Annotated in this window: 29 protein-coding genes; 12 read left to right on the top strand and 17 right to left on the bottom strand. The window is 61.6% G+C overall.

All coding sequences use genetic code 11. The features are described 5' to 3' along the window. The first annotated feature begins 53 nt into the window (after positions 1-53). The 3 genes from EEB13_RS01755 to EEB13_RS01745 are packed head-to-tail and all read left to right on the top strand — an operon-like array spanning position 54 to position 2,956. Positions 54-962, top strand: coding sequence for a sulfurtransferase (locus tag EEB13_RS01755; protein WP_141484479.1), 909 nt, complete (start codon positions 54-56; stop codon positions 960-962). A 42-nt stretch (positions 963-1,004) separates the two neighbouring features. Next, positions 1,005-1,847: a hydroxyethylthiazole kinase gene (thiM, locus tag EEB13_RS01750; RefSeq protein ID WP_033231063.1), complete on the top strand. Its 843-nt coding sequence runs from the start codon at positions 1,005-1,007 to the stop codon at positions 1,845-1,847. Then, entirely contained in the window at positions 1,847-2,956 is a 1,110-nt protein-coding gene (locus tag EEB13_RS01745; RefSeq protein ID WP_045070360.1) for an LLM class flavin-dependent oxidoreductase, read from the top strand. The genes thiM and EEB13_RS01745 overlap by 1 nt, the downstream gene beginning before the upstream one ends. Positions 2,957-2,973: 17 nt before the next feature. Here EEB13_RS01745 and EEB13_RS01740 read toward each other — a convergent pair whose 3' ends face one another. Then, a complete protein-coding gene (locus EEB13_RS01740; protein ID WP_233365294.1) occupies positions 2,974-3,795 on the bottom strand; it encodes a helix-turn-helix transcriptional regulator in 822 nt (273 codons plus the stop codon). Positions 3,796-3,851: 56 nt separating this feature from the next. Here EEB13_RS01740 and EEB13_RS01735 point away from each other — a divergent pair, with 56 nt between their 5' ends. Beyond that, positions 3,852-4,244 carry a VOC family protein gene (locus EEB13_RS01735; protein WP_033231060.1) on the top strand — a complete coding sequence of 131 codons (393 nt, stop codon included), beginning with the start codon at positions 3,852-3,854 and terminating at the stop codon, positions 4,242-4,244. A gap of 29 nt (positions 4,245-4,273) precedes the next feature. On the opposite strand, the gene EEB13_RS01730 is transcribed toward EEB13_RS01735, so the two are convergent. The 3 genes from EEB13_RS01730 to EEB13_RS01720 all read right to left on the bottom strand — a co-directional run bounded on the left by EEB13_RS01730 (position 4,274) and on the right by EEB13_RS01720 (position 5,379). Continuing rightward, a complete protein-coding gene (locus tag EEB13_RS01730) occupies positions 4,274-4,591 on the bottom strand; it encodes a hypothetical protein (RefSeq protein ID WP_141484478.1) in 318 nt (105 codons plus the stop codon). Between the two features lie 78 nt (positions 4,592-4,669). Then, complete coding sequence (locus tag EEB13_RS01725; protein WP_095887897.1) at positions 4,670-5,116, bottom strand: hypothetical protein; 447 nt, start codon at positions 5,114-5,116, stop codon at positions 4,670-4,672. Between the two features lie 32 nt (positions 5,117-5,148). Continuing rightward, positions 5,149-5,379 (bottom strand): hypothetical protein, encoded by a 231-nt coding sequence (locus EEB13_RS01720; RefSeq protein WP_033231472.1) that lies wholly within the window; start codon positions 5,377-5,379, stop codon positions 5,149-5,151. Between the two features lie 155 nt (positions 5,380-5,534). Between EEB13_RS01720 and EEB13_RS01715 the strand changes: the two genes are divergently transcribed. Both EEB13_RS01715 and EEB13_RS01710 read left to right on the top strand, forming a co-directional pair. Next, positions 5,535-5,792, top strand: coding sequence for a hypothetical protein (locus EEB13_RS01715; protein ID WP_230589960.1), 258 nt, complete (start codon positions 5,535-5,537; stop codon positions 5,790-5,792). A 171-nt stretch (positions 5,793-5,963) separates the two neighbouring features. Then, entirely contained in the window at positions 5,964-6,422 is a 459-nt protein-coding gene (locus EEB13_RS01710) for a DUF5994 family protein (protein WP_033231058.1), read from the top strand. Positions 6,423-6,449: 27 nt separating this feature from the next. Here EEB13_RS01710 and EEB13_RS01705 read toward each other — a convergent pair whose 3' ends face one another. From EEB13_RS01705 to EEB13_RS01695, 3 genes are all read right to left on the bottom strand, one after another. Continuing rightward, positions 6,450-7,481, bottom strand: a complete 1,032-nt coding sequence (locus EEB13_RS01705; RefSeq protein ID WP_116101483.1) for an alpha/beta hydrolase — start codon at positions 7,479-7,481, stop codon at positions 6,450-6,452. 176 nt (positions 7,482-7,657) lie between these two features. Continuing rightward, positions 7,658-7,987, bottom strand: a complete 330-nt coding sequence (locus EEB13_RS01700) for a DUF3349 domain-containing protein (RefSeq protein WP_080711566.1) — start codon at positions 7,985-7,987, stop codon at positions 7,658-7,660. Positions 7,988-7,998: 11 nt separating this feature from the next. Beyond that, positions 7,999-9,237 carry an inorganic phosphate transporter gene (locus tag EEB13_RS01695; RefSeq protein ID WP_045070347.1) on the bottom strand — a complete coding sequence of 413 codons (1,239 nt, stop codon included), beginning with the start codon at positions 9,235-9,237 and terminating at the stop codon, positions 7,999-8,001. Positions 9,238-9,353: 116 nt separating this feature from the next. Here EEB13_RS01695 and EEB13_RS01690 point away from each other — a divergent pair, with 116 nt between their 5' ends. Then, on the top strand, positions 9,354-9,752 hold the full coding sequence (locus EEB13_RS01690; RefSeq protein WP_116101969.1) for a PPOX class F420-dependent oxidoreductase: 399 nt from the start codon (positions 9,354-9,356) through the stop codon (positions 9,750-9,752). Here the strand turns inward: EEB13_RS01690 and EEB13_RS01685 are convergent, their stop codons facing one another. Further along, positions 9,753-10,100, bottom strand: coding sequence for a nitroreductase/quinone reductase family protein (locus EEB13_RS01685; protein ID WP_095886522.1), 348 nt, complete (start codon positions 10,098-10,100; stop codon positions 9,753-9,755). A 122-nt stretch (positions 10,101-10,222) separates the two neighbouring features. On the opposite strand from EEB13_RS01685, the gene EEB13_RS01680 reads away from it, so the two are divergent. Further along, positions 10,223-11,425 (top strand): LppP/LprE family lipoprotein, encoded by a 1,203-nt coding sequence (locus EEB13_RS01680; protein WP_095886521.1) that lies wholly within the window; start codon positions 10,223-10,225, stop codon positions 11,423-11,425. A gap of 10 nt (positions 11,426-11,435) precedes the next feature. Then, the gene (locus EEB13_RS01675; protein ID WP_095886520.1) at positions 11,436-12,041 is read left to right on the top strand and encodes a transglutaminase-like domain-containing protein; all 606 of its coding nucleotides are present in this window, start codon (positions 11,436-11,438) and stop codon (positions 12,039-12,041) included. A gap of 44 nt (positions 12,042-12,085) precedes the next feature. Here the strand turns inward: EEB13_RS01675 and EEB13_RS31350 are convergent, their stop codons facing one another. Further along, positions 12,086-12,238, bottom strand: a complete 153-nt coding sequence (locus tag EEB13_RS31350; protein WP_155276671.1) for a hypothetical protein — start codon at positions 12,236-12,238, stop codon at positions 12,086-12,088. 694 nt (positions 12,239-12,932) lie between these two features. Further along, positions 12,933-13,196 (bottom strand): cyclic-phosphate processing receiver domain-containing protein, encoded by a 264-nt coding sequence (locus EEB13_RS32295; RefSeq protein ID WP_095886519.1) that lies wholly within the window; start codon positions 13,194-13,196, stop codon positions 12,933-12,935. 720 nt (positions 13,197-13,916) lie between these two features. Here EEB13_RS32295 and EEB13_RS31345 point away from each other — a divergent pair. Next, positions 13,917-14,090 carry a hypothetical protein gene (locus tag EEB13_RS31345; protein ID WP_187328471.1) on the top strand — a complete coding sequence of 58 codons (174 nt, stop codon included), beginning with the start codon at positions 13,917-13,919 and terminating at the stop codon, positions 14,088-14,090. A 408-nt stretch (positions 14,091-14,498) separates the two neighbouring features. Here EEB13_RS31345 and glnA read toward each other — a convergent pair whose 3' ends face one another. Further along, positions 14,499-15,935 carry a type I glutamate--ammonia ligase gene (glnA, locus tag EEB13_RS01660; protein ID WP_021344608.1) on the bottom strand — a complete coding sequence of 479 codons (1,437 nt, stop codon included), beginning with the start codon at positions 15,933-15,935 and terminating at the stop codon, positions 14,499-14,501. Positions 15,936-16,150: 215 nt separating this feature from the next. Here glnA and EEB13_RS01655 point away from each other — a divergent pair, with 215 nt between their 5' ends. Further along, positions 16,151-16,624, top strand: coding sequence for an RDD family protein (locus tag EEB13_RS01655; protein WP_033231048.1), 474 nt, complete (start codon positions 16,151-16,153; stop codon positions 16,622-16,624). A 66-nt stretch (positions 16,625-16,690) separates the two neighbouring features. Here the strand turns inward: EEB13_RS01655 and EEB13_RS01650 are convergent, their stop codons facing one another. The 5 genes from EEB13_RS01650 to sucB all read right to left on the bottom strand — a co-directional run bounded on the left by EEB13_RS01650 (position 16,691) and on the right by sucB (position 22,135). Continuing rightward, a complete protein-coding gene (locus EEB13_RS01650; protein WP_033231047.1) occupies positions 16,691-17,446 on the bottom strand; it encodes a DUF4191 domain-containing protein in 756 nt (251 codons plus the stop codon). A gap of 76 nt (positions 17,447-17,522) precedes the next feature. Further along, a complete protein-coding gene (gene lipA / locus EEB13_RS01645; protein WP_230589957.1) occupies positions 17,523-18,563 on the bottom strand; it encodes a lipoyl synthase in 1,041 nt (346 codons plus the stop codon). Positions 18,564-18,614: 51 nt separating this feature from the next. Continuing rightward, positions 18,615-19,376, bottom strand: coding sequence for a lipoyl(octanoyl) transferase LipB (gene lipB, locus EEB13_RS01640; RefSeq protein WP_092800882.1), 762 nt, complete (start codon positions 19,374-19,376; stop codon positions 18,615-18,617). Positions 19,377-19,405: 29 nt separating this feature from the next. Continuing rightward, positions 19,406-20,293 (bottom strand): TIGR01777 family oxidoreductase, encoded by an 888-nt coding sequence (locus EEB13_RS01635; RefSeq protein ID WP_033231045.1) that lies wholly within the window; start codon positions 20,291-20,293, stop codon positions 19,406-19,408. 108 nt (positions 20,294-20,401) lie between these two features. Beyond that, a complete protein-coding gene (sucB, locus tag EEB13_RS01630; RefSeq protein ID WP_141484477.1) occupies positions 20,402-22,135 on the bottom strand; it encodes a 2-oxoglutarate dehydrogenase, E2 component, dihydrolipoamide succinyltransferase in 1,734 nt (577 codons plus the stop codon). Positions 22,136-22,490: 355 nt separating this feature from the next. Between sucB and EEB13_RS01625 the strand changes: the two genes are divergently transcribed. Continuing rightward, positions 22,491-22,841, top strand: a complete 351-nt coding sequence (locus EEB13_RS01625; RefSeq protein WP_033231043.1) for a hypothetical protein — start codon at positions 22,491-22,493, stop codon at positions 22,839-22,841. Positions 22,842-22,897: 56 nt separating this feature from the next. Here EEB13_RS01625 and EEB13_RS01620 read toward each other — a convergent pair whose 3' ends face one another. Beyond that, positions 22,898-24,415 carry a leucyl aminopeptidase gene (locus tag EEB13_RS01620; protein ID WP_141484476.1) on the bottom strand — a complete coding sequence of 506 codons (1,518 nt, stop codon included), beginning with the start codon at positions 24,413-24,415 and terminating at the stop codon, positions 22,898-22,900. Positions 24,416-24,502: the final 87 nt, after the last annotated feature.

Here is a 24,502-nt window from a genome sequence, read left to right as displayed (position 1 = left end):
GGTTCAGCTTGCTTGGTTCTACTTGCTTGGTTCAACTACGGAGAGGTGCTTCGGTGACACAGACATCGGTCACGCCGTTGATCGGCAGTGAGGCGCTTGCGCAGCTGCTGACTGGCAGCGACGTCGTAGTTCTCGACGTCACGGTGCATTTCCCGCCCGCACGATTCGACGGTGATTATCGCCCCGAATCGGGCTACGCAGGCTGGGTCGACGCGCATATTCCGGGATCTCGCCACGTAGATCTCATGACAACGTTCTCCGACCGCGATGCGTCATTGCACTTCACGAAGCCCACGGCCGAGCAATTGTCCCTCGACCTGGCCGCTGCCGGGATCGGTGTGGGCTCGACAATCGTCCTGTACGACCAAGGCTCGATGACCTGGGCCTCGCGGCTGTGGTGGGTGCTGCGTAATGCGGGAATCGACGCGCGGGTTCTCGACGGCGGATTGGCGGCCTGGACGTGGCACGGGTTTCCCGTCGAATCAGGGGATGAAGGAGCACCTGCACACTCTGTTGCGCCGTGGGGCGTTGTCGATCTGGACCTGTGGGCGGATCGAGACGATGTCGCCGCGGTCTCTGCAGGCACCTCGTCGGGCACCCTTGTTTGTGCGTTGTCACCTGAGCAATTTGCCGGAACCGAGAAAACGAGATACTCGCGTCGTGGGCACATCCCGGGAAGCCGGAATCTGTCGGCCAAAAGCCTGCTGGACGACAACGGATTGATGCTCCCTGCCACGGATGTCTCCGTCCGTGCGCGGGAACTGTCGGCGAGCGCCGCACCGATCATCATCTATTGCGGCGGAGGCGTTTCCGCGTGTCTGAGCGCGCTCGGACTGGTGATCAGCGGCTACGACGCCATCAAGGTGTACGACGGTTCTCTCGAAGAATGGACCGCCGACCCCACTTTGCCGATGGTCACGGGAATCGAGCCCGCCGAAGGCGATCGATGTCGCGAGTCCTGATCGCCCGGCCCGTACCGACCTCACATTCTCGAAGGAAAATCCATGTCTGACGTCTCTGCTGACACCGTTGCCTCGGCGCTCGAAGCGCTTCGCGCGCAGGTGCCGCTCGTTCAATCACTGACCAATATCGTCTCTGCCAACTTCCTGACCAACGTTCTCTTGGCGGCAGGCGCGAGCAATGCGCATATCGACAATGTCCACGAGGCGGCCGGATTTGCGGCGATCGCCGGGGGAGTTCTGGTCAATCTCGGAACTCCGGATGACGCGACCGCAGCGGCTTTCCGAGTTGCAGCCGAAGCAGCACAGAGCGCAGGCACACCGTGGGTTCTCGACCCGGTCGGTGTCGGCGGATTGCCCTGGCGCAGTGAGATTGCCGTGGACCTTCTCCAGTTCCATCCGACCGCAATCCGCGGAAACGCGTCGGAGATCATCGCGCTCGCCGGTCTCGGTGGCGATACCCGCGGCGTCGACAGTGCATCCGATTCGATTGATGCTGTTCCGGCGGCGCTTGCACTGCTGAAGTACACGGACGCGGTATCTGCCTCGGGCCCAGTTGATTACGTCGTCGGACGTGATCGTGACGGCGTCGTGGTCGGCGTCAAGATTTCGGGCGGCAGCGCACTACTTCCCCGTGTCACCAGCACCGGATGCTCCCTGGGTGGCCTTGTTGCTGCGTATCTTGCTGTGGCACAGACGCCGCTGGAAGGACTTGTTGCAGCCCACACTCACGTTGCGGTTGCGTCCGAGATCGCCGAGGCGAACTCCACCGGCCCCGGATCGTTTGCGGTTGCCTATCTGGACGCGCTCTATGCCGTCGATGCCGACACCGTTCGGGCGCGGGCCCGCGTCGAATCCTTCGAACTGCCGGCTGGAGTGCAGAACTGATGAGCGTCAAAACTTTCTGGTATCTCACCCAGGCCGACGGCGACTACCCGTGGAGCCCCGGTGGGTTATACCCGGTGGACGGCGCGCGCCAGATCGAACTTGCGAAGACGATCGACGACGGCGGATTCGAAGGTGCACTGGTAGCGACCTGGCCGAACGATCCGTTCATTTCCGCGACGTGGGCCGCAGCCCACACCAGTCGCATGAAGTTCCTGGTCGCGATTTACGCGAACATGACGCCGGCACGATTGCTGGCCGAAAAGGCGCTGACCTTCGACGCTTTCAGTGGTGGCAGGTTGATGATCAACTCGGTCAACGGCCGCGAGAACATCCTGACCAAGTACGACATGAACGTCGACCACGATCAGCGGTACGAACTGGGCGAGCAGTACTGGGCTGATTTCCGACGCATCTACGCCGAGGGCACCGAGTCGAACTTCCCCAACACGCCGTTGCGGATCGACGCGCCGGTGGGACACCAGGTTCCGCTGTGGGGAACCGGGGATTCGCCTGCAGGCCTGGCAAATTCAGGCAAGGTGCTCGACACGTACCTGGCGATGCTCCGTGAAACGTCCTTCATCGAGGAGAAGTTCTCGGCTGCAAGGGATGCGGCAACTGCCGCTGGACGCGAATTCACAGACTTCGGTGCTTTGACCGGCGTGATCGTCAGGCCTACGAAAGGCGAAGCCCTCGAACGATTCCGGTCGCTGTTCGAGAAGACAGGCATCGAGCAGATTGCCGATGTTCTCGACAACGCGGTGCGTCGACGCACACACGGCGCGCAGGATCTCAAGACCTTCACCGCCCGCGACTCGCAGCGCCAAGGGTGGGTCGATGCAATCGCCGCGGGTCGGCTCCCTGAACCTGAAGACTTGTATGTCGGTGACGGGCTCTATGCCGGCATTACCGCGTGGTCGCCGCTCGATATCTTCGGAACCGGTTCGTCGGCGGTCTACTACGTCGGCGACCCCGATTCGATCACCGATTCGGTGCGTACCCTTCGGCAGCGCACCGGGCTGACCGCCCTCATTCTCGCCGGGTGGCCACTCATCGAAGAAGCAAAATGGGTGTCGGAGTATCTGATTCCGCGGTTCGACGAACTGGACTGATCTGTGCGGCACTCGCGTTAGCGGCGGTGCTCGCGCAGTAGCTGGGTCGGAGTGACGCCGGTCAGTGCCTGAACATCTCGAGACAGATGGGCCTGATCGGCGTATCCGGCGTGCACCGCAAGGTCTGCCAGTGACATGTGCGCGGATGTGTTCGTGCCGCGGGCCAGCATCAGCACGTTCTGCATACGTTGGACTCGCTGGATCGTCTTCGGAGAGAGCCCAGTCGACGCAGCGATTGTGCGGCGGAAATGTCTCTCGGAAACCCCGAGATCCGATGCCACTTCGCGGACCCGTATTTCGGGCGACGCGGTCAACGCTGCGTAGCCGATCTGGGCCGTATCATCGGGACAGATACTCGGCCAGAGGTTTTCGAGGAGTGTTGCGTCGACGCGTGTGCTTCGCAGCGCGTCGGCCAGTATCCGGGCCTGGCGTGACGAGAGAACGTCGCCGAAATCGATTTTGGTGTCCTGCACAATCTCGGCGTCGGTTCCGAGTATCGAACGTAGCGCCGGGGGATTGATACGAACTCCCCACCGGGTCACTCCAGGTGCCGTCGTGACGAGATCTGCGACGGTTGCCGGGCCGACCAGCCAGGCTTTGCCGGTGCTGTCGACGATGAAGTCTGCGCAGAGATCCGGAATGATCCGGTGCGTTGCGACGGGTTCCTCGGATGCCGTGGTCGTCGGCGTCGATTCGGCTGCAGATGATGTGCTTGTCCACAGGCAACTGAAGAAGTCCGTGCCCGTGATGCGTTGTTCGGTGTATGTGTGGCCGTTTTGTTCAAGACCGGATTCTGCACTGCGACTACCGTGTGTGGTGCGAGCGTCCGTGGCAGTCATCTCTTGATCGTCACACACTCGTCGACTACTTTTCGAACCGAAAACAGGAGAACACAGTGTCGGTTTCACCCCGTCTCGACCTCGTCGGAATTGTCACTACCGATCTCGATCGTTCCCTGGCGTTCTACCGCAGTCTGGGCCTCGACATCCCCGAAACGCCGTCCGATGCCCCACACGTCGAGTTCACCTTCGGCAACGGGTTGCGACTGGCGTGGGATGCAGAGTCGACGATCAAGAGTTTCGACCCTGAATATGCGACGGTCGCGGGCCGACACCCCGTGGCTCTGGCTTTCGATTTCGGCACCCCCGCGGCCGTCGACGAAGCGTACAAGCGGATCACCACAGACTTTCCCGGGCACAAGGAACCCTTTGACGCCGTGTGGGGGCAGCGCTATGCGGTGCTACTCGATCCGGACGGAAACACCGTCGATCTGTTTGCCGCGCTCTGACCCAATCATTTTGAGCGCGAGGTATCTTGTCAGAACTCGAGAACGACGAGTGCCACCAGCAGGTTGAGTAGCGTCGCCGATACCGCGAATGCGACAGCGCCGGGTGTCAAAGTTCGAAAGCGGGCGGCGACGAGCGCCGGCAGCACAAGTGTAATTACGACGGCGGTCACGAATATGACGATCCCGGATTGAAAAGGCAGCGCTTGCCAGAGCGCTCCAGCAGCGATCAGGCCTAGCGGCAGGCCGATGACGATCTGAGCCACGGATCCCATGAGGCGTTGGCGTCGATCATGTTTGGGTATGTCAGTTGCCATTGCTCCGTCGACCGCTTCCAGTAGGTGTCGCATGCTGCGACTATCGGAACAGTATGTGGCAGCGCCTGGCATGCTCCTGTCGCGACCCGGACGACGGATGCCGTTGGGGCGTTAAGGCGCTGCAGGACATACGAATTGACGAGACGCATTCCAGAACGGGAAGAGGTCGGTCGTGCTGGCATCGGGGTGGTCCACCCGAGCCAGGTCGTTGAAATCGAGGACGGTTCGGCCTGTGGTGTTGCTGACGCCACATGCCTGCAGGCTCAGCTTCGCGGCGGGGACAAATCCGATACTGCGGGCGTAGGGTCCGAGCAGTCCGGAGTTCACGAAGCTATCGATCGCCTCGCCCCACCGGTTGTACTCGGTTTGCAGGTCGAAGCTGCACGTCGCGCCGAACAACTCGGTGCACGTCGTCGGTTGCCCGTCGATAATGGCTGACGTATCGGCGAGTGGGCGCGAAGTGTCGCCATGTGGCGATCTCTGGGTAACGAGATAAACACCCACGGCCACGACACACACAACCACGACGCTCGTCAGTATTGCCGGCAGTGCCTTCATGATCACGTCCGTCGGCGGTCGCGTTCGCGGGCCTACGTCGACCTGTCCGACCACGCAGCGGCAATCTCCGGGTGAGCGCTCATGATCTCGTCGATGTGCTTGGCGTCAGCTGTGTCAACCTCCGCCCGATGCCGTTGTGCTGTGACGAGCAGCCCGTCGGGATGGCCAGGGGGACCTTGCGCAGGCGCTGGCGCATCCGCTTCCAAATCTCTGATCAACTCGTCCAAACGTGTCGCGAGGAATAACTGCTTTTCCGTGCTCATAGCCGTCACGTCCATTCGTCTTCGCGCTGTACTCGATCGCTGTGCCCGGTCACCGGCGTTGCGAAACCGGAATTCTCGGCTCTGATTTCGAGTCACTGTCAGTGGGTACCTACTGGATGCCCAGGTGTGGTGTTGTCGACGCGAAAGAGATGCGCATGAACGATCTGACCGTGACTGTCGAACACCTGCGAGCTCTTCTCCGGAGCAACCCGCACGCGGAACTGGTGGCCGTCGACGGCGGTATCGCAGTCTACGAACCGCACGAGGAAGGATTCCAATCCGACGGAATCTCAATCGTGACGCGCGAGCAACTCAGCGAGCGATTGCCGTCCGGCGGAAAATCGCCGGTCGAAGGTGAATTGACATTGGCTGCCGCGTCATTGAGTCAGATGATCGCCGAATTGGGCGGCTGACCACCGCTCCGGGTTCGCGGTGGATCTCGAGGGCTCCCGGACGTTGAGCTGGATCGCCATCGCGGCAGGAGATTTCGGACAGCCCGGGCGGCGTACTCTGGATGACATGGGTCTCATGATCCGGCGTATGCCTGACGGTCCCATGAACGTTTTATCTAAGGGGCGTCCGTCATGGCGCACACAAACACCATCGACTTCGGGATGGAAACGCAACCGCGACACCCCGGTCAACCATTTCCTTCGCCTACCCGAACACCACGGTTCCTACTGCGGGGTCAGGGCGCGGTGAAGTCGCATGTCGACGGTGCTTGGTTTCCATGGACCACCAACGTCACAGCGGAGCTACACGATCTGATATCAGCACTCTCGTTGCGTCTAGGGCCGATTACCCGGGTTGCGTTCGACTGGAACACGGTGAGCACTGCGCAGCGTCGTATCGACGAGGTCGACGGCCTCGAAGTTCGAGGTCCGTATCCAGGTCAACCCGTAGATTTGATGTATCTCGACGACATTTACGGTCGGCAACTTGTGTTGATGATGATTCCGCCATACGTCGATCCGGATCGGGCGTACGACATCATGCGCCGTCTGGTGGACCCTACGTGTGGAGACACCTATCGAGTGCCGTGAGTCGGGGTCTGTGTCACAGGCAGCCACTCACCAGGCGTTGAGTGTGTCGAGGATCTGACCGCGTGCCTTCCAGAGCTCAGAACCCCAGTACGGCCACGAATGGGTTCCGTTGGACGGGAAGCTGTACGTGGCAGGAATGCCGAGTGTGTTGAGGCGTACCTGGAATGCTCGGGTGTTGAGCAAGGCGAGTGCTTCGAGTCCGATTGCGCTACCGGTGTTGACGAAGTCCACTGGTCGTCGGGGTTTGTCGAATTCTCCCGGCAATCCACTCGCCGCCGAGATATACATCGACAGGCCCCTGAGTTCCGGTGCAAAAACGAGGGGATCGTTACGCAACCACGCCGGGTTCCACGGTGGGCCCCACATTGCGTCGACGTTGAAGGATCCGGCGCTGATCATCGCAACCCGGATCGCTTCACGCATACCGGGCGCGGAGATATTGAGGTATCCCGAGAATGATCCAGCGAACTTGAACTGGTCGCGGTGGTAGGCGGCCAGGGTCAGTGCTGCGCTGCCGCCCATCGAGAGGCCGAGGACACCGTTGTTGGTCCGCGAGACGCCACGAGTATCGAGGTACGCAGGAAGTTCCTGGGTGAGAAATGTTTCCCATTTGTATGTGACTGGTTGGCGGTTGAGATTGCTGGTCGAATACCAGTCGGAGTAGAAACTCGACTGGCCACCGACCGGCATCACCAACGTGATGTTGTTGTCGCGGAACTGGTCGAATGCATTTGTCTCGAAGCTCCAGGCATTGCGGTCATTGCGAGCGCGGAGCCCGTCGAGCAGGTACAGGGCAGCGTTGCCGCCGCGAGATGCCCACTGGATCTGAACCTTGATGGGCCCCATCGAGGAGTCGACAAAAACTTCTTCGTAGCCACCGGATTGTGCGGTTCGTGCCGGTGCTGCAGCGGCCACCGAGGATCCGATCAGTCCAATCGCCAACGGAACCGTCAGGGCGAGTGCCGCGGTTCCGGACCAACGACGTGTTCTGGACCAACGACGTGTCCTGGACTTGCCTTGTCGAATCGGTTCCGTCAACCCTCGTTGGAAAAATCGCATTCGCGCCACTCCCGCCCCTTTAGTGGTGTGCTCGAGAAATCTGGCAGAGCCCCCGAGTTACTGCATTCTCGCGAACTGTCCGGGGGCGGAGTCAATCAATTGCGGATCTGTTACTGCATTGATACCGAAGCGGTTGGTTTGCCGCTACTGGTTCATAGGGGTCGATCAAGAGGGGATCATCGGCCTGCGTCGAGGTCGGCGAGCGGCCAACCCGCCGCCGCCAGGACTGCTGCGACGCGTGCGATGTCCTGGTCGGAAGCGCTTTGGCTTGTCACATCGGAGATTTGGGCACTGATCTCGTCACCTCTGATTACCTGGTCGCTGCTGTCGTCGATCAGTTCGGCCAGTGCAGTACCGATTGCGATTTCGCGAACCTCCGCGTCGGTGAGTCGGCGGCGAAGCAATGCCATGAGAGGGATTCGGTCCTTCGGTGGGATCCCTTCGGGATAACCGACGCGTAGCCACGTAAGGATCGACTGTGCCAATGATGGGATCGGTGCAGGCAATGTGATGACTTTCAGTTCGGTAGGTGCAGGGTTTTGGTTTCTGTGGGGACGATGGTTTCGGTGGGGACGATGGTTTCGGTGAGGACGCTGACGTCGGGTCCCGGAACTTCGGCGGGAACCAGAGCGCCGTCCCAATCAGCGTTGACATTGCTGGGATCGATGGGTTCCTTGCGGGAGCGTATGTACATCCAGGCGGCCATTGCGATGAGAATCGCAAAGACCACGAGCACTCCGGGCAGTCCACCGACGACATTTACCAGGCCCCAGCACGCGGCTCCCACGAGTGCAGCGGAGGGGAGCGTGATCAACCACGCGATACCCATCCGTCGTGCGACGCTCCAGCGGACTTCGGCGCCTTTGCGCCCGAGTCCGGTTCCGAGGATCGAACCCGTTGCCACGTGGGTTGTAGACAGCGGGAGACCGAGGTGGCTGGAGGTGAGAATTATTGCAGCGGAGGACGCTTCGGCAGCCATTCCCTGAGGTGCGGCAATCTCGACAAGGCCCTTGCCGAGTGTGCGGATAACCCGCCACCCGCCCAGGTAAGTGCCCGCCGCAATCGCGAGCGCACAGGTCAACTTGACCCAGAACGGCATCGGAGCGTCGGCGGAGATGGTGCCGTGTGCGACCAGAGCCAAGAAGATGACGCCCATGGTCTTCTGAGCGTCGTTGGTCCCGTGAGCGAGAGAAACCAGTGAGGCTGAACCGATTTGGCCCAAGCGGAAGCCTCGCTCCTTGGTGTTTTCGCGGACGTTCGACGTGATTCGGTAGACAAGCCATGTGCCTGCTGTTGCTACCAAGCCGGCAACGAGCGGTGCCAGCGCTGCCGGAATAACTACTTTGCTCAGGACGCCGCTCCACGCGACGCCATTCATGCCCAGCGACGCAACTGCTGCGCCGATCAAGCCGCCGAACAGTGCATGAGAGGAACTCGACGGGATACCGAGCAGCCAGGTGGCGAGGTTCCAGATGATGCCGCCCACAAGGCCCGCGAACACTATCGTCAGGAGCGCTTGGCCACCGACATTTCCGAGGTTCACCACACCTTTGGCTACCGTTGCGGCCACCTCGACGGAGAGGAAAGCTCCGACGAGGTTGAGCGATGCGGATAGGGCCACTGCTGCCTTGGGGCGTAACGCTCCGGTAGCGATCGAGGTGGCCATCGCATTTCCGGTGTCGTGAAAACCATTCGTGAAGTCGAACCCGAGCGCGGTGACAACAACAACCAGGAGAACGATCAGTTCCGCATTCACGTGTATAGATATTCCCTGACGAGCGGTCGGTGAAACGGACTTGGCCGCTGGTGTTCGAGCGCTCTAGCTGAATTGTTTCTGTGGTCACTTCGACTGAACAGGAATACGCTCGATCGATGTCCCTCGGTGAAGAGAAAACGATCTCGGTAACTACCTTCAGGAAGAGCGGCGATGGCGTTGCGACGCCCACCTGGGCTGTGCCGCTGTCTGACGGACGAATCGGATTCTGGACGTCCTCGAGATCCGGCAAGGCAAAACGGTTGCGCAACAATCCGCGGGTGACCGTTGTGCCGTGCAACAACCGTGGGAAGCCGGCGCCCGGTGCTGTGCCTGCCGCTGGGACCGCTACCTTGGTGAGTTCCGGTCCCGACTTCGACGAGATTCAAAGCAAAGTGAAAGCGAAATATGGTGTGATGGTGCCGATTTCGAGATTTTTCAACAAGCTCGGCCATATCGGCAAGGGCTCGTTTCCCTATGGCGACGTGGGCGTCGTTGTCGCCGTAGGGTCGTTGTAATCAGCCGACTGGGTCGAGGGTCACCTTCACGGATACGTTGCCCTTGTCGTCTCGGGTGCTGACTGCGTGCCCGGTGCGATCGATTCCCCGAATTTTGACGCGCATCCGATCGCCCTCGTTGAGGAAATTGCGCCACCAGTTCTTTTTCTGGGGAAGTGCAACTCGGATGAACAGTTCGTCGTTCTTCTGGCGGTAGGAAACAGGCAAAGTGAAGGTCTTTCCGGATTTGCGTCCGGTGTAGGTGATCTGGGCCGTCGAACCGCCGATGAGCTTTTCGACAAGCGGCACGCGCATCGCGGCCAAGACCACCTTGTTGATGGCCGCCGCAGACTTCTGGAAGGTGTTCATAGGTCTATCCTCGATCATCTCGATGGTGCCGTCTCGAAATTCGTTCGCCAGCTTAACCCCGATTACCTCAACGGGACTTTTATGATTCTCGGGTATCTCCGGTGATCGGATCAGGGGGCAATGTGAGAACCAAGTTGGCTGTTTTTGTGTGTGCGTCGGCGGTAGTAGTACTCACGTCGTGTGGATCGGAATCGATCGACGGTGCGGCGCAGGTGGGGGAGAGCACGGAATTCTCGACGTCGACGGAAGCATCCGTGCCCGACGTCTGTGCGGGGAGGTTGCGCTGCGTCGATGTGGCGCTGGCGGACGTCGATGGGGACGGACTAGACGATTCGATCGGCCGAGTCGACGATCAGATAGTGGTTCTCACGATGGCCGGCACCGAAGCCCAGGTGGCGGCGACCGAGTCCACCATGCTCGCGGATCCGGCGATTCAACGAACAGGCGGATTTGTCGGAGCGTGGGACATCGACGGGCGTCCGGGGGCTGAAGTAGTCATCGCCACATCCGATCTCGGAGGTAGCGCCGCGTACAAGGTCTGGTCCTGGGAGGACTCGACACTCGCGGTGATGTCGCCGCCGGTCTCGCTGTACGAAGGCAACCCCGTTGAGTGGAAGCTGCACAGCGGCGAGGGTTACGACACTGCGGTCCGCTGCACCGGCGACAGCGATAGGCCGATCGAGGTGTGGAAATTCATCTCGCCGTACGGCGGATCTACCGCCCGGCCGTCGATGAAGGTCACCTCCTACACGTATGACGCTGCCAACGGAGGCGGGTCTGGGGATGGCTCGATGTTCGGTGAAGAGGAGACCTTCAGTGCGGAGCCGCAGAATCTTCGGCAGCTGACAGGTTGGCCCTGGCTGTGTGGCGACAATGCTGTCGATCCCGCGACGGCGTCAACACTCCAGTGCGGTAATGCTTCCCAGAACACTGCGATCACGAGTGCCGTCGCGCAAGTTCCTGCCGATGCCAGGATCCCCGGGATCGAATGGATCTTCATGGGGGACACGAACTTCGATCCGTGTGCCGACCTGAGCTACGCCGTCGTCGAAACCAAGGGAGGCACGGGCAGTTCGCCGGAGCACGTGATGTTTTTCCATCGAGGTGAGTACCTCGGAACTGCGACGTCATGTGCGTTCGGATTCACCACCGTTGTCGATGGCACCAGCGAGAGTGCAACGGTGCAGTACAGGTGGCCGCGCGGTATGGACTCGAATGCAAATCCGAGCGGCTTGGCGACCGCTACTTTCGTCTGGGACGGAAACGAGGTCGTCATGCAGAACGATCTGCCGGCCGAGCTGCTGAATATGAGCGGCTGTAACTAGGGTTCTGGATATGGCGACTGAAAAACTCTTGCTCGAGGCGGGAGCTCCGCAGAACTACCTGGGGCACGACGAGATCATCCAAGTTGCCGACCCGGCTATCCGATCCTTGGCGCAACAGTTGCGTCAGGAGTCGGACACCGAGAGTGCGTTCTCCAAGGTCGCATTCGAATGGGTGCGAGACAACGTCGGGCACTCCAACGATGTTCAGGATCCGAGAGTGACGTTGACCGCGACGGAGGTTCTCGAAGCGCGGGTCGGGCTGTGTTACGCAAAGTCCCACTTACTGGCCGCACTGTTGCGATCCGAGGGCATTCCGACTGGGCTCTGCTACCAGCGACTCGCGGATCGCGACGGTTTCGTGCTCCACGGATTGGTCGCGATCTATCTCGAAGGATCCTGGCATCGCCAAGATCCGCGCGGAAACAAGGCCGGGGTGAACGCGGAATTCTCACTTGGCTCGGAAAGGCTTGCCTGGCAGGTCGATCCGGCGCTGGGGGAGATCGACTACCCGCAGGTATTTGCGTCAACTGCGGCGTGCGTTGCCGATGCACTTCGCGGTGCGACCAACGTTCTCGACCTTCTGGGCGAAGGCTTGCCAACCGCCCTGGATACGTGAGTCTTCTGTGCCGGTGGCTACATGATGAGACTTGAACTGTGGCATTAGCTTGGCTGCGTTTCGGCGCGATAGGTAATGCGTCCAGACTTGCGGCGAGCCCGGACAATTCGGCCGAGGAAAAACATCGCGGTAGCCCACACAGTGATGCCCAGGGCAGGAACAGCAACGGCGATGATGCCGACATCGAGTGGGGTCATCGTCCGATGCTACGAGAATTTGGTGTACCTACACCAGACGGAGGTGGGTTCTCATGCTGGCTAGCTGTTTAACCAGCACGAGTCGACGCTCTGAGAGTCGCCGAATGGCGTCGACGTCACCTGCGAGTTGGGCACGGTTCAGTAGAAACTGACACGTGTCCAGTTGATCCCTGAGGTTCATCCGTTGCCGCCACCTTCGGTCACGTTGTAGGTACGTTTTGACACTGTCAGTGGAAGGCGTGACATGCGCGGGCAGAATTACCTACATAGGTACCTACTTTTTCTGATCCTGCGCTCGCAAAATCAGGAATCAGTTTGTGCGTCTCGGTGAGTCGCGTTACATCGTTATTCGATCTGTAGTTACATATGTTGGTCATGTGTCACAATCGCGACATGTTGATTGTTGAAATTTTGACGGGCTGGACGGCAACCGCCGCGTTCCTTGCTGTTTGGTTAGGCCGCGCTATCAATCATGCTGATGCGGAAGGAGCGCTCCGCGCCTGGCAGTGATCAAACTTGGCGGTGGGCTACCGCAGCGCCCGGTATGCGATCCAAAATATCAAATGCCTTCTTGCTCATGCGAATTGAATTTTCGTATGTAGACGAATCCGCCAGCATCGATGAAGTTCAACCCAGTCGCACCAAACCCGTTCCCGATTCATCGGGGGCGGGGCATCGAACAATTCTGGGCGGGTTAATTGCGATACCGGTCGATGAATTTGGTAAGCAATTCGACACGTACAGGGTTGATGCAATGCACGTGGATCTCCCTCGGCCACACACTGTTTTCGCGCATCCAGCGAATGACCGAGCGTGTGGTGTCATCGCCGCCCAGGTTGTAATCAAGAGAGACTCGTTCCACCATGCCGAAACAGAGTGCGTCGATAGCTCCGGAACTGGTCTTTGCCCACGTCCACCCATCTGGCGGTTTCCGTAAGTTGTCGACCCAGAGGTTCATTGTGTATCCGTGGCTATGTTCGGTTGCATTGCTAACCATCTCCCGAAACGGGGGCGAAAGTCCAGCACCTAAGGTGGGCGAGTCGCAAGTGCTGTCGGTCCCGAAGTCTGTGGGGTGTTAGTCGGTCGGGGTAAGCGACCTAAGGAATTCCTCCCAACAGTCGCTGCGTGTGAGCAACTCTGGGCAGCCTGCAAATACGAATCGGCTGCCATCTGTCCCGATCGTCTTGTTCGGAAACCTGGCACGAACCTGTGCGCAGGCCTACGGTTAGGAATGCGAGGCAAGACATGAGGGGTCAGCTCAGCACGGAAAGAGGGTCCCCACGTTGTGTGCTCAACGCGGATGACGACAAAGGCCCCCACCCTCAGCGACTGAGAGTGGGGGCATCGTTCATTGAAGCGAAATCCCCCGACATGGAAGAAGTCCCGAACGACATCGGTTCCTGTGGGCTGTGTGCTCAACCGGCAAGAACCTGAACCGCGCGGTTGCGAGGCCGCATGCTCGCCCCGGCCGTCGCGGCCTGCGAGTCATGTACCCACTTGGCCGTGATCGAAACGAGACCTATGCAGCCCTGCCCGCTAGTTGCCCTGCGTGAGCAATTCTGTGCGGTGGGCTCTTCCATTCCCGTGCGCCCCGGTCGGGTGAAACCGGGGGTGAACCCGCCACCAAAACTGGACCACAGTCCGACAGAGCCAGACAACCCATGGCACACTCCCAGCTATGTGGTGGATTGTCGGAATTGTCGCCGTTTGGATCGTCGTAGGCGCGTTGTCCGCGGTCTGGATTGGCCGCGCAATCAGCCACACCGACCTCGAAGAATCAGCCGCCGAACTGCGGCGAGCAGAAAGGCGTGAGATGCGGCACGCCGGATGCGACAAGCGCCCGCCAGGGTGACTAGTTGGAACCTTGGATCCGTGCCCACGTCGGGCCCGGTCCACATGAGCGTAAGTGACTCTCCCGCAGCGCTCAGCGCCCTATTTGTCGCACCGGACAGCAAAGTGCGACCAGACGTTCCATGCTGAACCGTGAGCCCGGCATTGGCCGCCGACACGTAAGCGAGTGCCGCGTTGGCATACGAGGTGACTTTCGACGACCTAGACAGCGATGAGCTACCCACGTTCCGGTTCTCCGACGGATAGCGCCAAGACAACCCTCGATGTCTACGGGCACGGCCCGACGCAGACGAGTCCACCCGCTCTGCGATCGATGCTGGGATCGCAGAGCGGGTGGACTCGGCTAAAGGTACTGCGGACGGAGGGCTAGACCTGCGAACTGCTGTGCAGGCCAGCCACTCCACCGGGATCACACGTCGTAGTAGAGCTCGAACTCGTACGGGTGCGGACGCAGGTTGACGGGAGCGATTTCCTGCTCGCGCTTGAGCGAGATCCAGGTCTCGATCAGGTCGGTGGTGAAGACGCCACCCTCGGTCAGGTACTCGTGATCTGCTTCGAGGCGGTTGATAACCGTCTCGAGGCTGGTCGGAGCCTGCGGGATGTTGCGAGCCTCCTCCGGGGGAAGCTCGTAGAGGTCCTTGTCGACCGGAGCCATCGGCTCGATCTTGTTCTTGATGCCGTCCAGGCCGGCCATCATCTGTGCAGCGAAGTTGAGGTACGGGTTACCCGAGGAGTCGGGTGCGCGGAACTCGAGACGCTTGGCCTTCGGGTTGTTGCCCGTGATCGGGATACGGACAGCTGCCGAGCGGTTGCGCTGGCTGTACACGAGGTTGATGGGAGCTTCGTAGCCCGGCACCAGACGGTGGTACGAGTTGATGGTCGGGTTGGTGAAGGCCAACAGCGACGGAGCGTGGTGCAGGATGCCGCCGATGTAGTGGCGAGCCATGTCCGAGAGGCCTGCGTAGCCGGACTCGTCGTGGAAGAGGGGCTTGCCGTCCTTCCACAGGGACTGGTGGACGTGCATGCCCGAACCGTTGTCACCGAAGAGCGGCTTCGGCATGAAGGTGGCGGACTTGCCGTGCTGCCAGCAGGTGTTCTTGACGATGTACTTGAAGAGCTGCAGGTCGTCAGCAGCTGCAAGCAGCGTGTTGAACTTGTAGTTGATCTCCTGCTGTCCGCCGGTGCCGACCTCGTGGTGGCCGCGCTCGAGCTCGAAGCCCGCGTTGGTCAGGTTGGTGGAGATTTCGTCGCGCAGGTCCACGTAGTGGTCGTACGGAGCGACGGGGAAGTAGCCACCCTTGGCGCGAACCTTGTAGCCGAGGTTGGGGGAGCCGTCGGCGTTGGTCTCAGCGCCGGTGTTCCAGGAACCGGAAACCGAATCCAGCTCGTAGAAAGCGGAGTTCATGCCGGAGTCGTAACGAACCGAGTCGAAGATGTAGAACTCGGCCTCGGCGCCGAAGAATGCGGTGTCCGCGATGCCGGTGCTGACCAAGTACTCCTCGGCCTTGCGGGCAACGTTGCGCGGGTCGCGGCTGTAGGACTCACGGGTGAACGGATCGTGGACGAAGAAGTTGATGTTGAGGGTCTTCGCCTTGCGGAAAGGGTCGATCTGGGCCGTGGTGACGTCAGGGAGCAACATCATGTCGGATTCGTGAATCGACTGGAACCCGCGGACGGACGAACCGTCGAACGCAAGGCCGTCTTCGAACACGTCCTGGTTGAAAGCAGACGCGGGAATCGAGAAGTGCTGCTGCACGCCAGGCAAGTCGCTGAAGCGAATGTCGACGTACTCGATGTTCTCGTCCGCGATGTACTTTATGACCTCTTCGGCCGTGGTGAATGCCACGCTTGTGCTCCTTAAGTCGCTTCAGCCAACTGTTATGAAAGGTTGAATCCGTCGAGCCAGACGGTAGGTATCTGGTGTTGCCCGCTCGTCAACCCTTTGTTTCGGCAGTGTTACACGTCGTATTGTCCTGGGGATTTCCGAAATCTGTGTGATCAGCTGCACAGTTAAAACACGGCAATCTGGACTACGGTGCTACGACGCCTATCCTGGACAGCATGGCACGTATCACCGGAACTTGGCTCTCGGGGCCGCAAGCAGCTTTGCCGAAGAACGCCGACGGACGTGAGCAGGCGTACCGCGGCGAGAATCTTGGCTTCCCGCAGGACGGCCCGGGATCGCTTGTCGGCTCCGGCCGACGACTCGGCGCGCTCATGATCGACTGGGTGATGGCGGTCGGCGTTGCCTCACTGATCACCGGAGATTTTTTCGACGGCCAGACGTCGACCATCACCTTGATCGTGTGGTTCATCGTGGGCGTGCTCACCGTGACCCTGTTCAACTTCACTCCCGGGCAATTTGTCATGGGCCTGCAGGTGGCGCGAATCGAAGGACCCATCCGGGTCGGCTTCGTTCGAGCTCTCGCTCGCCAGGCGCTCCTTGTGTTTGTCATCCCGGCAACTATCACCGACATCGACGGACGCGGAATGCAGGACCGAGCGACGGGCACGCTTCTGGTTCGCTCGCGCTGACAATTCGATCGAACAAAAAATGACCCGAGTCCATGACGGACTCGGGTCATTTTTGTATGCGCGGAATCAGCGGCGACGAATCGTGCGCTGCATACCCTTCATCTTTGCGCCGCCGGGCATCGGGCCCTTCGGCAAGGCTGCTCCGCCGCCGCGTGCGCTCAATGCTGCGAGGCGGCCCTCGATGTTGTCCATGCGCTTGGTATCGATGTTGCGCGGCAGCTTGTTCAGGTAACGCTGCAACTGCGAGAGCGGAACCTGGCCCTCGTCGTTGCCGATGATGATGTCGTAGATCGGGGTGTCGCCGATGAGGCGGGCAGTCTTCTTCTTCTCCTGAGCGAGGAGGCTCTTGACGCGCTGCGGAGAACCCTCGGCGACGAGGATGACGCCCGGCCGTCCGACAACACGGTGAACGGCGTCGAGCTGGGTGGTGCCGGCGACGGCGTTCGTGACGCGCCACGCGCCCTGCATGTTGTCCAGCGCCCAGGCAGCTGCGCCGGCCTGGCCTTCAGCCTTCTTGTACACCGATTTCTGCACGCGGCGACCGAAGATGATGAAGGCACCGAGAATGCCGAGAACGAGGCCGATCGGCAGCAGGAACCACTCGATGCCCCAGATGAGACCGACCAGGAAGAAGACCAGAGCAGCACCCACCAGGGTGCCGATCATCAGCGGCAGAAGGAGCTTGTCGTCCTTGCGCTGCATCTGGAATGCCTGCCAGAGCTGAGTTCTGCGTTCCTTGGAAGCCTGCTTGCGGGCAGCCTTCGCTGCAGCCTTTGCCTCTTTGGTGGGTTTGCCCTTACCGGATTTGCTGCCGTTCGCCATGTGACCAGGATACGTCCATTGCTGTGCGCCTTTACTAACCGCCCGCGGTTAATAAAGACGCACAGCAAAAAGTGGATCAGCGGGCCAGGCGCGCCATGAGTGAACTGGCTTCCTGGGAAGCGTCTCCGCCCTCGGTGAGATGGCGCTGTGCCTCGGGGAGTTCGCGGCCGTGATGGGCCATGGCCTGCGCGTACAGGCGTCCGGCGCGGTACGACGAGCGAACGAGCGGCCCGGCCATGACGCCGGCGAAGCCCATTTCTTCTGCAGCCTTGGAGTGCTCGACGAACTCTTCGGGCTTGACCCATCGCTCGACGGGGTGGTGCCGCGGTGAGGGACGCAGGTACTGGGTGATGGTGAGGATGTCGCAACCGGCAGCGTGCAGATCGGCCATCGCTTCGGTGACCTCTTCGGGGGTTTCGCCCATGCCGAGGATGAGGTTGGACTTGGTGACCAGTCCGTATTCGCGGGCGGCGGTGATGACGTCGAGGCTGCGCTGGTACCGGAAGGCCGGGCGGATCCGCTTGAAGATGCGGGGGACGGTCTCGAGGTTGTGCGCGAGTACCTCGGGGCGGGAGGCGAAGACCTCGTCGAGCAGTTCGGGTTTGCCGTTGAAGTCGGGAACCAGGTTCTCGACGCCGGTGCCCGGGTTGAGTTCGTGGATCTTGCGGACGGTTTCGGCGTAGAGCCAGGCGCCGCCGTCGGGGAGGTCGTCGCGGGCGACGCCGGTGATCGTGGAGTACCGAAGTCCCATGGCCTGAACGCTTTCGGCGACGCGACGGGGTTCGTCGCGGTCGAGGGCGTCGGGCTTGCCGGTGTCGATCTGGCAGAAGTCGCAGCGGCGGGTGCACTGCTCGCCGCCGATGAGGAAGGTGGCTTCGCGGTCTTCCCAGCATTCGTAGATGTTGGGGCAGCCTGCTTCTTCGCAGACGGTGTGCAAACCTTCGCGCTTGACCAGGCCCTTGAGCTCCGAGTACTCGGGGCCCATTTTTGCTCGGGTCTTGATCCAGTTGGGTTTGCGTTCGATGGGTGTCTCCGCGTTTCGGATCTCGAGGCGGAGCAGCTTACGGCCTTGTGGGGCGAGCGAAGCGACGGGGGGATTACCGGGGGCGATAGTCACGGGGACGATCCTACGCCCGGTGATTACTGCAACAGGGTTCGGGCGAGCCCGTCAGCTGTACTGAACGGTAGTAAAAGTCGGGGTAGGTGAGGCTTTCTCGAAGGTGACACGTTCGATGTCGCGCACTGTGACGGGCAAGTTTCCGTCCAGGGCGGCGATGATCGCTTCGGTGACCGCCGGAGTGACCTCGGCGACGGTGACGTCTCGGCCGAGTTCCTGCGACAGCGTCGTCACCCCGGCATCGCGAATGCCACACGGAATGATGTTGTCGAATCCGGTCAGGACCGAGTTGCAGTTCAGCGCAAAACCGTGCAGTGCGACGCCACGTTGGACGCGCACGCCGATGGCGGAAACCTTGCGTTCGGGCTTCCACTGGCCGCCAGACAGTTCAGCGGGTAACCACACACCTGAGCGGCCGTCGATTCGGCCACACGTCAGGCCCATGTCGGTGCAGACCGTGATCAGCGCTTCCTCGATGAGTCGGACATACCGCACGACGTCGACCGGTTCGGCGAGCTTCACGATCGGGTACCCGACCAGTTGACCAGGCCCGTGCCACGTGATTTTTCCGCCGCGATCGACATCGATGACGGGGGTGCCGTCGACGGGACGATCCGCGGGTTCGGTACGTCGTCCCGCCGTGTACACCGGAGGATGCTCGAGCAGGAGCAGTGTGTCCTGTCCGATGTTGTCTGCGCGCTCCGCAGCCAATTCGCGTTGGCGATCCCACGCTGCTGTGTAGTCGATCAATCCGAGATTGTCGACGGCGATCGGCAGTTGCGACAATCGTGCGGATCCGGCAGCGCTACTCATGGCACTAGAGATTACGCCCGATTGCCAACTCAATTCAGCGCGGCCGCCAGTGCTTCGCCGATTGTGTTGTGGCGGAACGTGAATCCCGCATTTTCGAGCACCGACGGTATAGCCCGTTGGCCGCCCAGGATGCCACTTTTCGCGAACTCGCCGATCAGAGCTTCGAGGGCGAACCCCGGCACGATCCACGGCGCCGGCCGATGCATGATCCGCGACATCGCGTCGTTGAACTGTGCATTGGTGACCGGTGCCGGTCCGGTCAGATTGACAGGACCGGAGAGCGCGGGATTGGTGAGAGTGAATTTGATTGCGTTGCACTCGTCTTCGAGAGAGATCCACGGAAAGTACTGGCGGCCGTTGCCCAACCGTCCACCGAGGCCGAGTGAGTAGATCCGACGCAGACGCCCGAGCATTCCGCCATGCGGCGACAGGACGACACCCGACCGCAGGTTCACCACCCGAGCGCCGCCTTTGCCGGCCGGTTCGGTGGCGAGTTCCCAGTCACGACACGTCGTCGCGAGGAAATCGGTGCCGGCGGCCGAATCCTCGTCGACGATGCGGTCGCCGGTATCGCCGTAGTAGCCAACCGCGCTGGCATTGGCGAGAACCGGAATCTTGGCCGTCGCGACGGCGTCGGCCAACACGTCTGTCGCACTGATGCGACTGTCACGAATCTCCTGCTTGTAGGAACCGGACCACCGTTTGTCGCCGATGCCGACGCCACAGAGATTGACGACGGCATCAGCGCCGTGCAGCACTGACGTGTCGAGGCGGTCACGATTGGGGTCCCATCGGGACTCGTCGGGACCGGTGGTCGGGCGACGCACCAGACGCACCACATCGTGGTTGTCCGAGCGCAACGAGGACACCAAGGCCGTTCCGATCAGACCGGACGAACCGGCGACGACTACTCGCATTCGGAAAATGCCTCCTTCGATCCAGCGGGGTTCTCTCTCCGACCGTACTGAAAAAGCCGAGGCGCCACCTCCTGATGGAGATGACGCCCCGGCCGGAACAACAGTTGCTTACAGACCCAGGTCAGCTTCGAACGAGGCTTCTTCCAACCGCTGCTTGACAGTGGTGAGGAATCGGCCGGCGTCGGCGCCGTCCACCAGACGGTGGTCGTAGGTCAGCGGCAAGTAGATCATCGAACGAACGCCGATGGACTCGTTGCCGTTTTCGTCGGTGACCACCATCGGACGCTTCACAATCGCGCCGGTTCCGAGCATGGCTGCCTGCGGCGGGACCAGGATCGGGGTGTCGAACAGCGCGCCCTGGCTGCCGATGTTGGTGATCGTGAACGTTCCACCCGACAGCTCGTCCGGCTTCAGGCCGCCCGAACGTGCGCGCTTCGCGATGTCCGCGATGGCGCGAGCCAAGCCGGCCAAGCCGAGGTCACCTGCATTGTGGATGACGGGGGACAGCAGACCCTGATCGGTGTCGACTGCGATTCCGAGGTGCTCGGAGTCGTAGTACGTGATCTGCTTTGCCGTCTCGTCGTAGCTGGCATTGATGTTGGGATGCGACTTCAACGCCTCGACAACAGCCTTGGCGAAGAACGGGAGGAACGTCAGGTTGACGCCTTCACGCTCGATGAAGCCGGCCTTTGCACGGGCACGCAGCGCGACGATCTTGGTGACATCCACCTCGAAGGTCTGCGTGAGCTGCGCGGTGGTCTGCAGCGATTCACGCGTCTTGGTGGCCGTGATCTGGCGGATCCGATTGGCCTTCTGCGTTGTTCCGCGCAGATGGGCCAGCTCGGGGCGGACACCTGCAGTTGCCTTCGCTGCCGGAGCAGCTGCAGCAGCGGCGGGTGCTGCCGGCGCAGCAGCGGCCGGAGCCTTCTTGGCTTCTGCGGCGGCAAGAACATCCTGCTTACGGATGCGTCCACCGACGCCGGTGCCGGTAACAGTGGCGAGGTCGACGCCGTTGTCGTTGGCAAGCTTGCGGACCAGCGGGGTCACGTACGGGCTGCTGTCACCCGATGCTGCGGGGGCTGCCGGGGCAGCCGGTGCGGCGGCGGGAGCCGGAGCTGCCGGTGCTTCGGCCTTGGGTGCGGGAGCGGCCGGTGCTGCCGGTGCTTCGGCCTTGGGCGCCGGAGCGGCGGGTGCTGCCGGTGCCGGTGCTGCGGGAGCCGCCGGTGCTGCGGCTGCGGGAGCGCCGGATCCGATGACGGCCAGCTGGCCACCGATGTCGACGGTGTCGTCCTCGTTGGCGCTGATCTCGAGAAGAATTCCGGCAACAGGCGACGGGATCTCCGTGTCGACCTTGTCGGTGGAAACTTCGAGAAGCGGTTCGTCGACGGCAACTTCGTCGCCCACGGCCTTGAGCCAACGGGTGACGGTTCCTTCGGTGACAGACTCGCCGAGGGCGGGCATCGTCACGGGGGTGCCTTCGGCTCCGCTGCTGGGAGCGGCTGCCGGTGCTTCAGCTGCCGGTGCGGGAGCTGCTTCTGCTGCGGGCGCCTCTGCGGCCGGCTCTTCAGCGGCGGGCGCCGGTGCTTCTTCTGCGGGTGCTTCACCAGCTTCGCCGATAACAGCGAGCTCGCCACCGATATCCACGGTGTCGTCTTCCTGCGCGACAATCTTGGTCAGGACGCCGGCGACCGGAGATGGAATCTCGGTGTCGACCTTGTCCGTGGAGACTTCGAGCAAGGGTTCGTCGACTTCGACCGTGTCTCCTTCCTGCTTGAGCCACCGTGTGACAGTTCCTTCGGTGACGCTCTCACCTAGGGCTGGCATCTGGACGGAGAAGGCCATGTCTTTTGACTCCTCGACAGTTGTGTTCGGGTTGTTTTATTTGTCGACTTGTGGTCGTTAGTGCATTGTGCTCGAGTTGCGCGCGACGTGCGGCTACTTGTAGCTATTTTGTGCCGATGTCGACGCGCGGGCGCGGCGTCACCGTCGTTCATCTTTCCATTGATACGCCGGGCGCGTCCGCTGAGGGGGATGCCACCGGCTTTCGGTGTGTCGCTACTCGTCAGTAGGTGGAGCGTGTAACGCGCGTATGGGACCAAACGGTATGTCTTGTGCCGGTGACAGCAGTTGAATGCTGGCAAACTTGACATACGGCCGGGGTTCTTCCGCGGTCTCGGCACCGAGGAGGGATCCACGCGTGGGGTTGTTCGATCGATTCAAACGCCGACCCAGTGCAGGGCAACTGGCAGCCCAGAGCGACGCAGAGCATCTGGCCAACTGGGCCCATGAGCACGAAGGCGTCGAGGCCTTCGTGGAGCCGGAAACAACCGTCACCGAGGTCACTGTCGTCCTGGTCGACAAGTCCGGGGAATGGACGCGTCGCCGGGTAGGTGGTGAGCGTGGTGCCCGCAAACTTGGTCAGGATCTGAAAATTCCCGTGTACGACGTCCGTAAAACGGGATATCCGCAGCGCATGCGCGATCACGACGAGCGTCTGCGCATCGAACGCAAACGTGCTCGCACGCAGGAATTGCGGGACGGGAGCTGACCGGCTGTGCGCCTTGATTAACCGCGGGAGGTTAATCAAGGCGCACAGCGAAGAGGTCAGCCGTTGACCGAAATGTCCTCGAGGACCGAGATCATCGTGCGAACCGGAACACCCGTGCCGCCCTTACCCGTGTAACCCCACGGGCCGGAGGTGTTGTAGGCCGGGCCGGCAACGTCGATGTGCGCCCACTGCACGCCCTCGGGAACAAATTCCTTCAGGTAGTGAGCTGCCGCGAGCATTCCGCCCCAACGATGCGGAGTGACGTTCGCCATGTCGGCAACCTTGGAATCGAGATCGCCGCGCAGTTCCTCCGGCAGCGGCATCGCCCAGGCGTTCTCGCCGATGCTCTGCGAGATGGATGCAACACGGTCGCGGAATTCGTCGGTTCCCATGACACCGGGGGTGCGGTTGCCGAGGGCGACCATCTGCGCACCGGTCAAGGTGGCAGTGTCGATCATGTAGTCGGGGTTGTCTTCGCCGGCGCGAACCATGGCGTCGGCGAGGACCAAGCGGCCCTCCGCATCGGTGTTGATGACCTCGACGGTGATTCCGCCGTACTGCGTCAGCACGTCGCCGGGACGCTGGGCGGTGGCCGACGGCATGTTCTCCGCCATCGGGATGTAGGCGACGACGTTGACGGGCAGGCCGAGCTTCGCGGCGAGAACCACGGTCGCGATGACGGCCGCTGCGCCGCCCATGTCGGAGGTCATGTTCTCCATGCCTGCGGCCGGCTTGATGGAGATTCCGCCGGTGTCGAATGTGATGCCCTTGCCGACGAGCGCGACCTTGGACGCGCCGCGCTTCTTCGACGCGTACTCCATCCGGACGAGACGAGGCTGTCGTGACGATCCCTTGCCCACGCCGAGGATTCCGCCGTAGCCGCCCTTGGCGAGTGCCTTCTCGTCCAGAATCTGGACCGTCAGACCGGCCTCGATGCCGAGTGCCTTGGCGCGGTCCGCGAACTCCGCCGGGTAGAGGTGGCTGGGGGGAGTGTTGACGAATTCGCGTGCGGTCGCGACTGCCTCGGCGATAGCGGCCGAACGAGTCAGGGTTGCTTTGGTTTCCTTGGCGCGCGGCGACGGGACAAGAAGTTCGACGCGGGCGAGGGGTTGCGCGTCGGGTCCGGGCGCGGACTTCGACGACTTGAATTCGGTGAAGGTGTACGCGCCGAGCGCAAAGCCTTCGACTGCGGCGGCGAGGTCGAGGACGGACAGCGTCGTCGCTGCTGTGTCGATTCCCGATAGTGCGCGTGCAGCGGCGCCGGCCGACTTACGGATCTGCTCGCTGCCCAGCTTCTCAGCCGAACCGAGGCCGACGGCGAGAACGCTGACCACGGGGAGATCGCTCGGCGCGGGGATTCGAGTGAGCTGCTCCGGCTTGCCCGTTGCGCCGACGGCGATGAGGCTGTCGAGTACTTCGGCCAGAACATCCTCGTCGACGATGCCTTCGCTGAGTGCGAGTTCGGGGCCGTCGGGACCCGATGTGAGACCGACCACCAATACGTCGGCGCGCTTGCCGAGCTTTCCGGCGAGAACCAGGTCGGGTCCCAATGATCGGGCTGTGCGAGTGCTCAAGATGTCTCCTGCGTGGTGAGTGTGCGATGCGTCCGGTTCGGGCGGACGCCTGAGTTGATGGTAGGCCCAGAGCCCCCGGTGCGTGTC

Origin of the sequence: Rhodococcus sp. WS3, from assembly GCF_003797085.1 — a bacterium.
Taxonomy (GTDB): domain Bacteria; phylum Actinomycetota; class Actinomycetes; order Mycobacteriales; family Mycobacteriaceae; genus Rhodococcus_F; species Rhodococcus_F globerula.
Note: the sequence above shows the minus strand (reverse complement) of the source record. Positions and strands in the feature narration are given on the sequence as shown.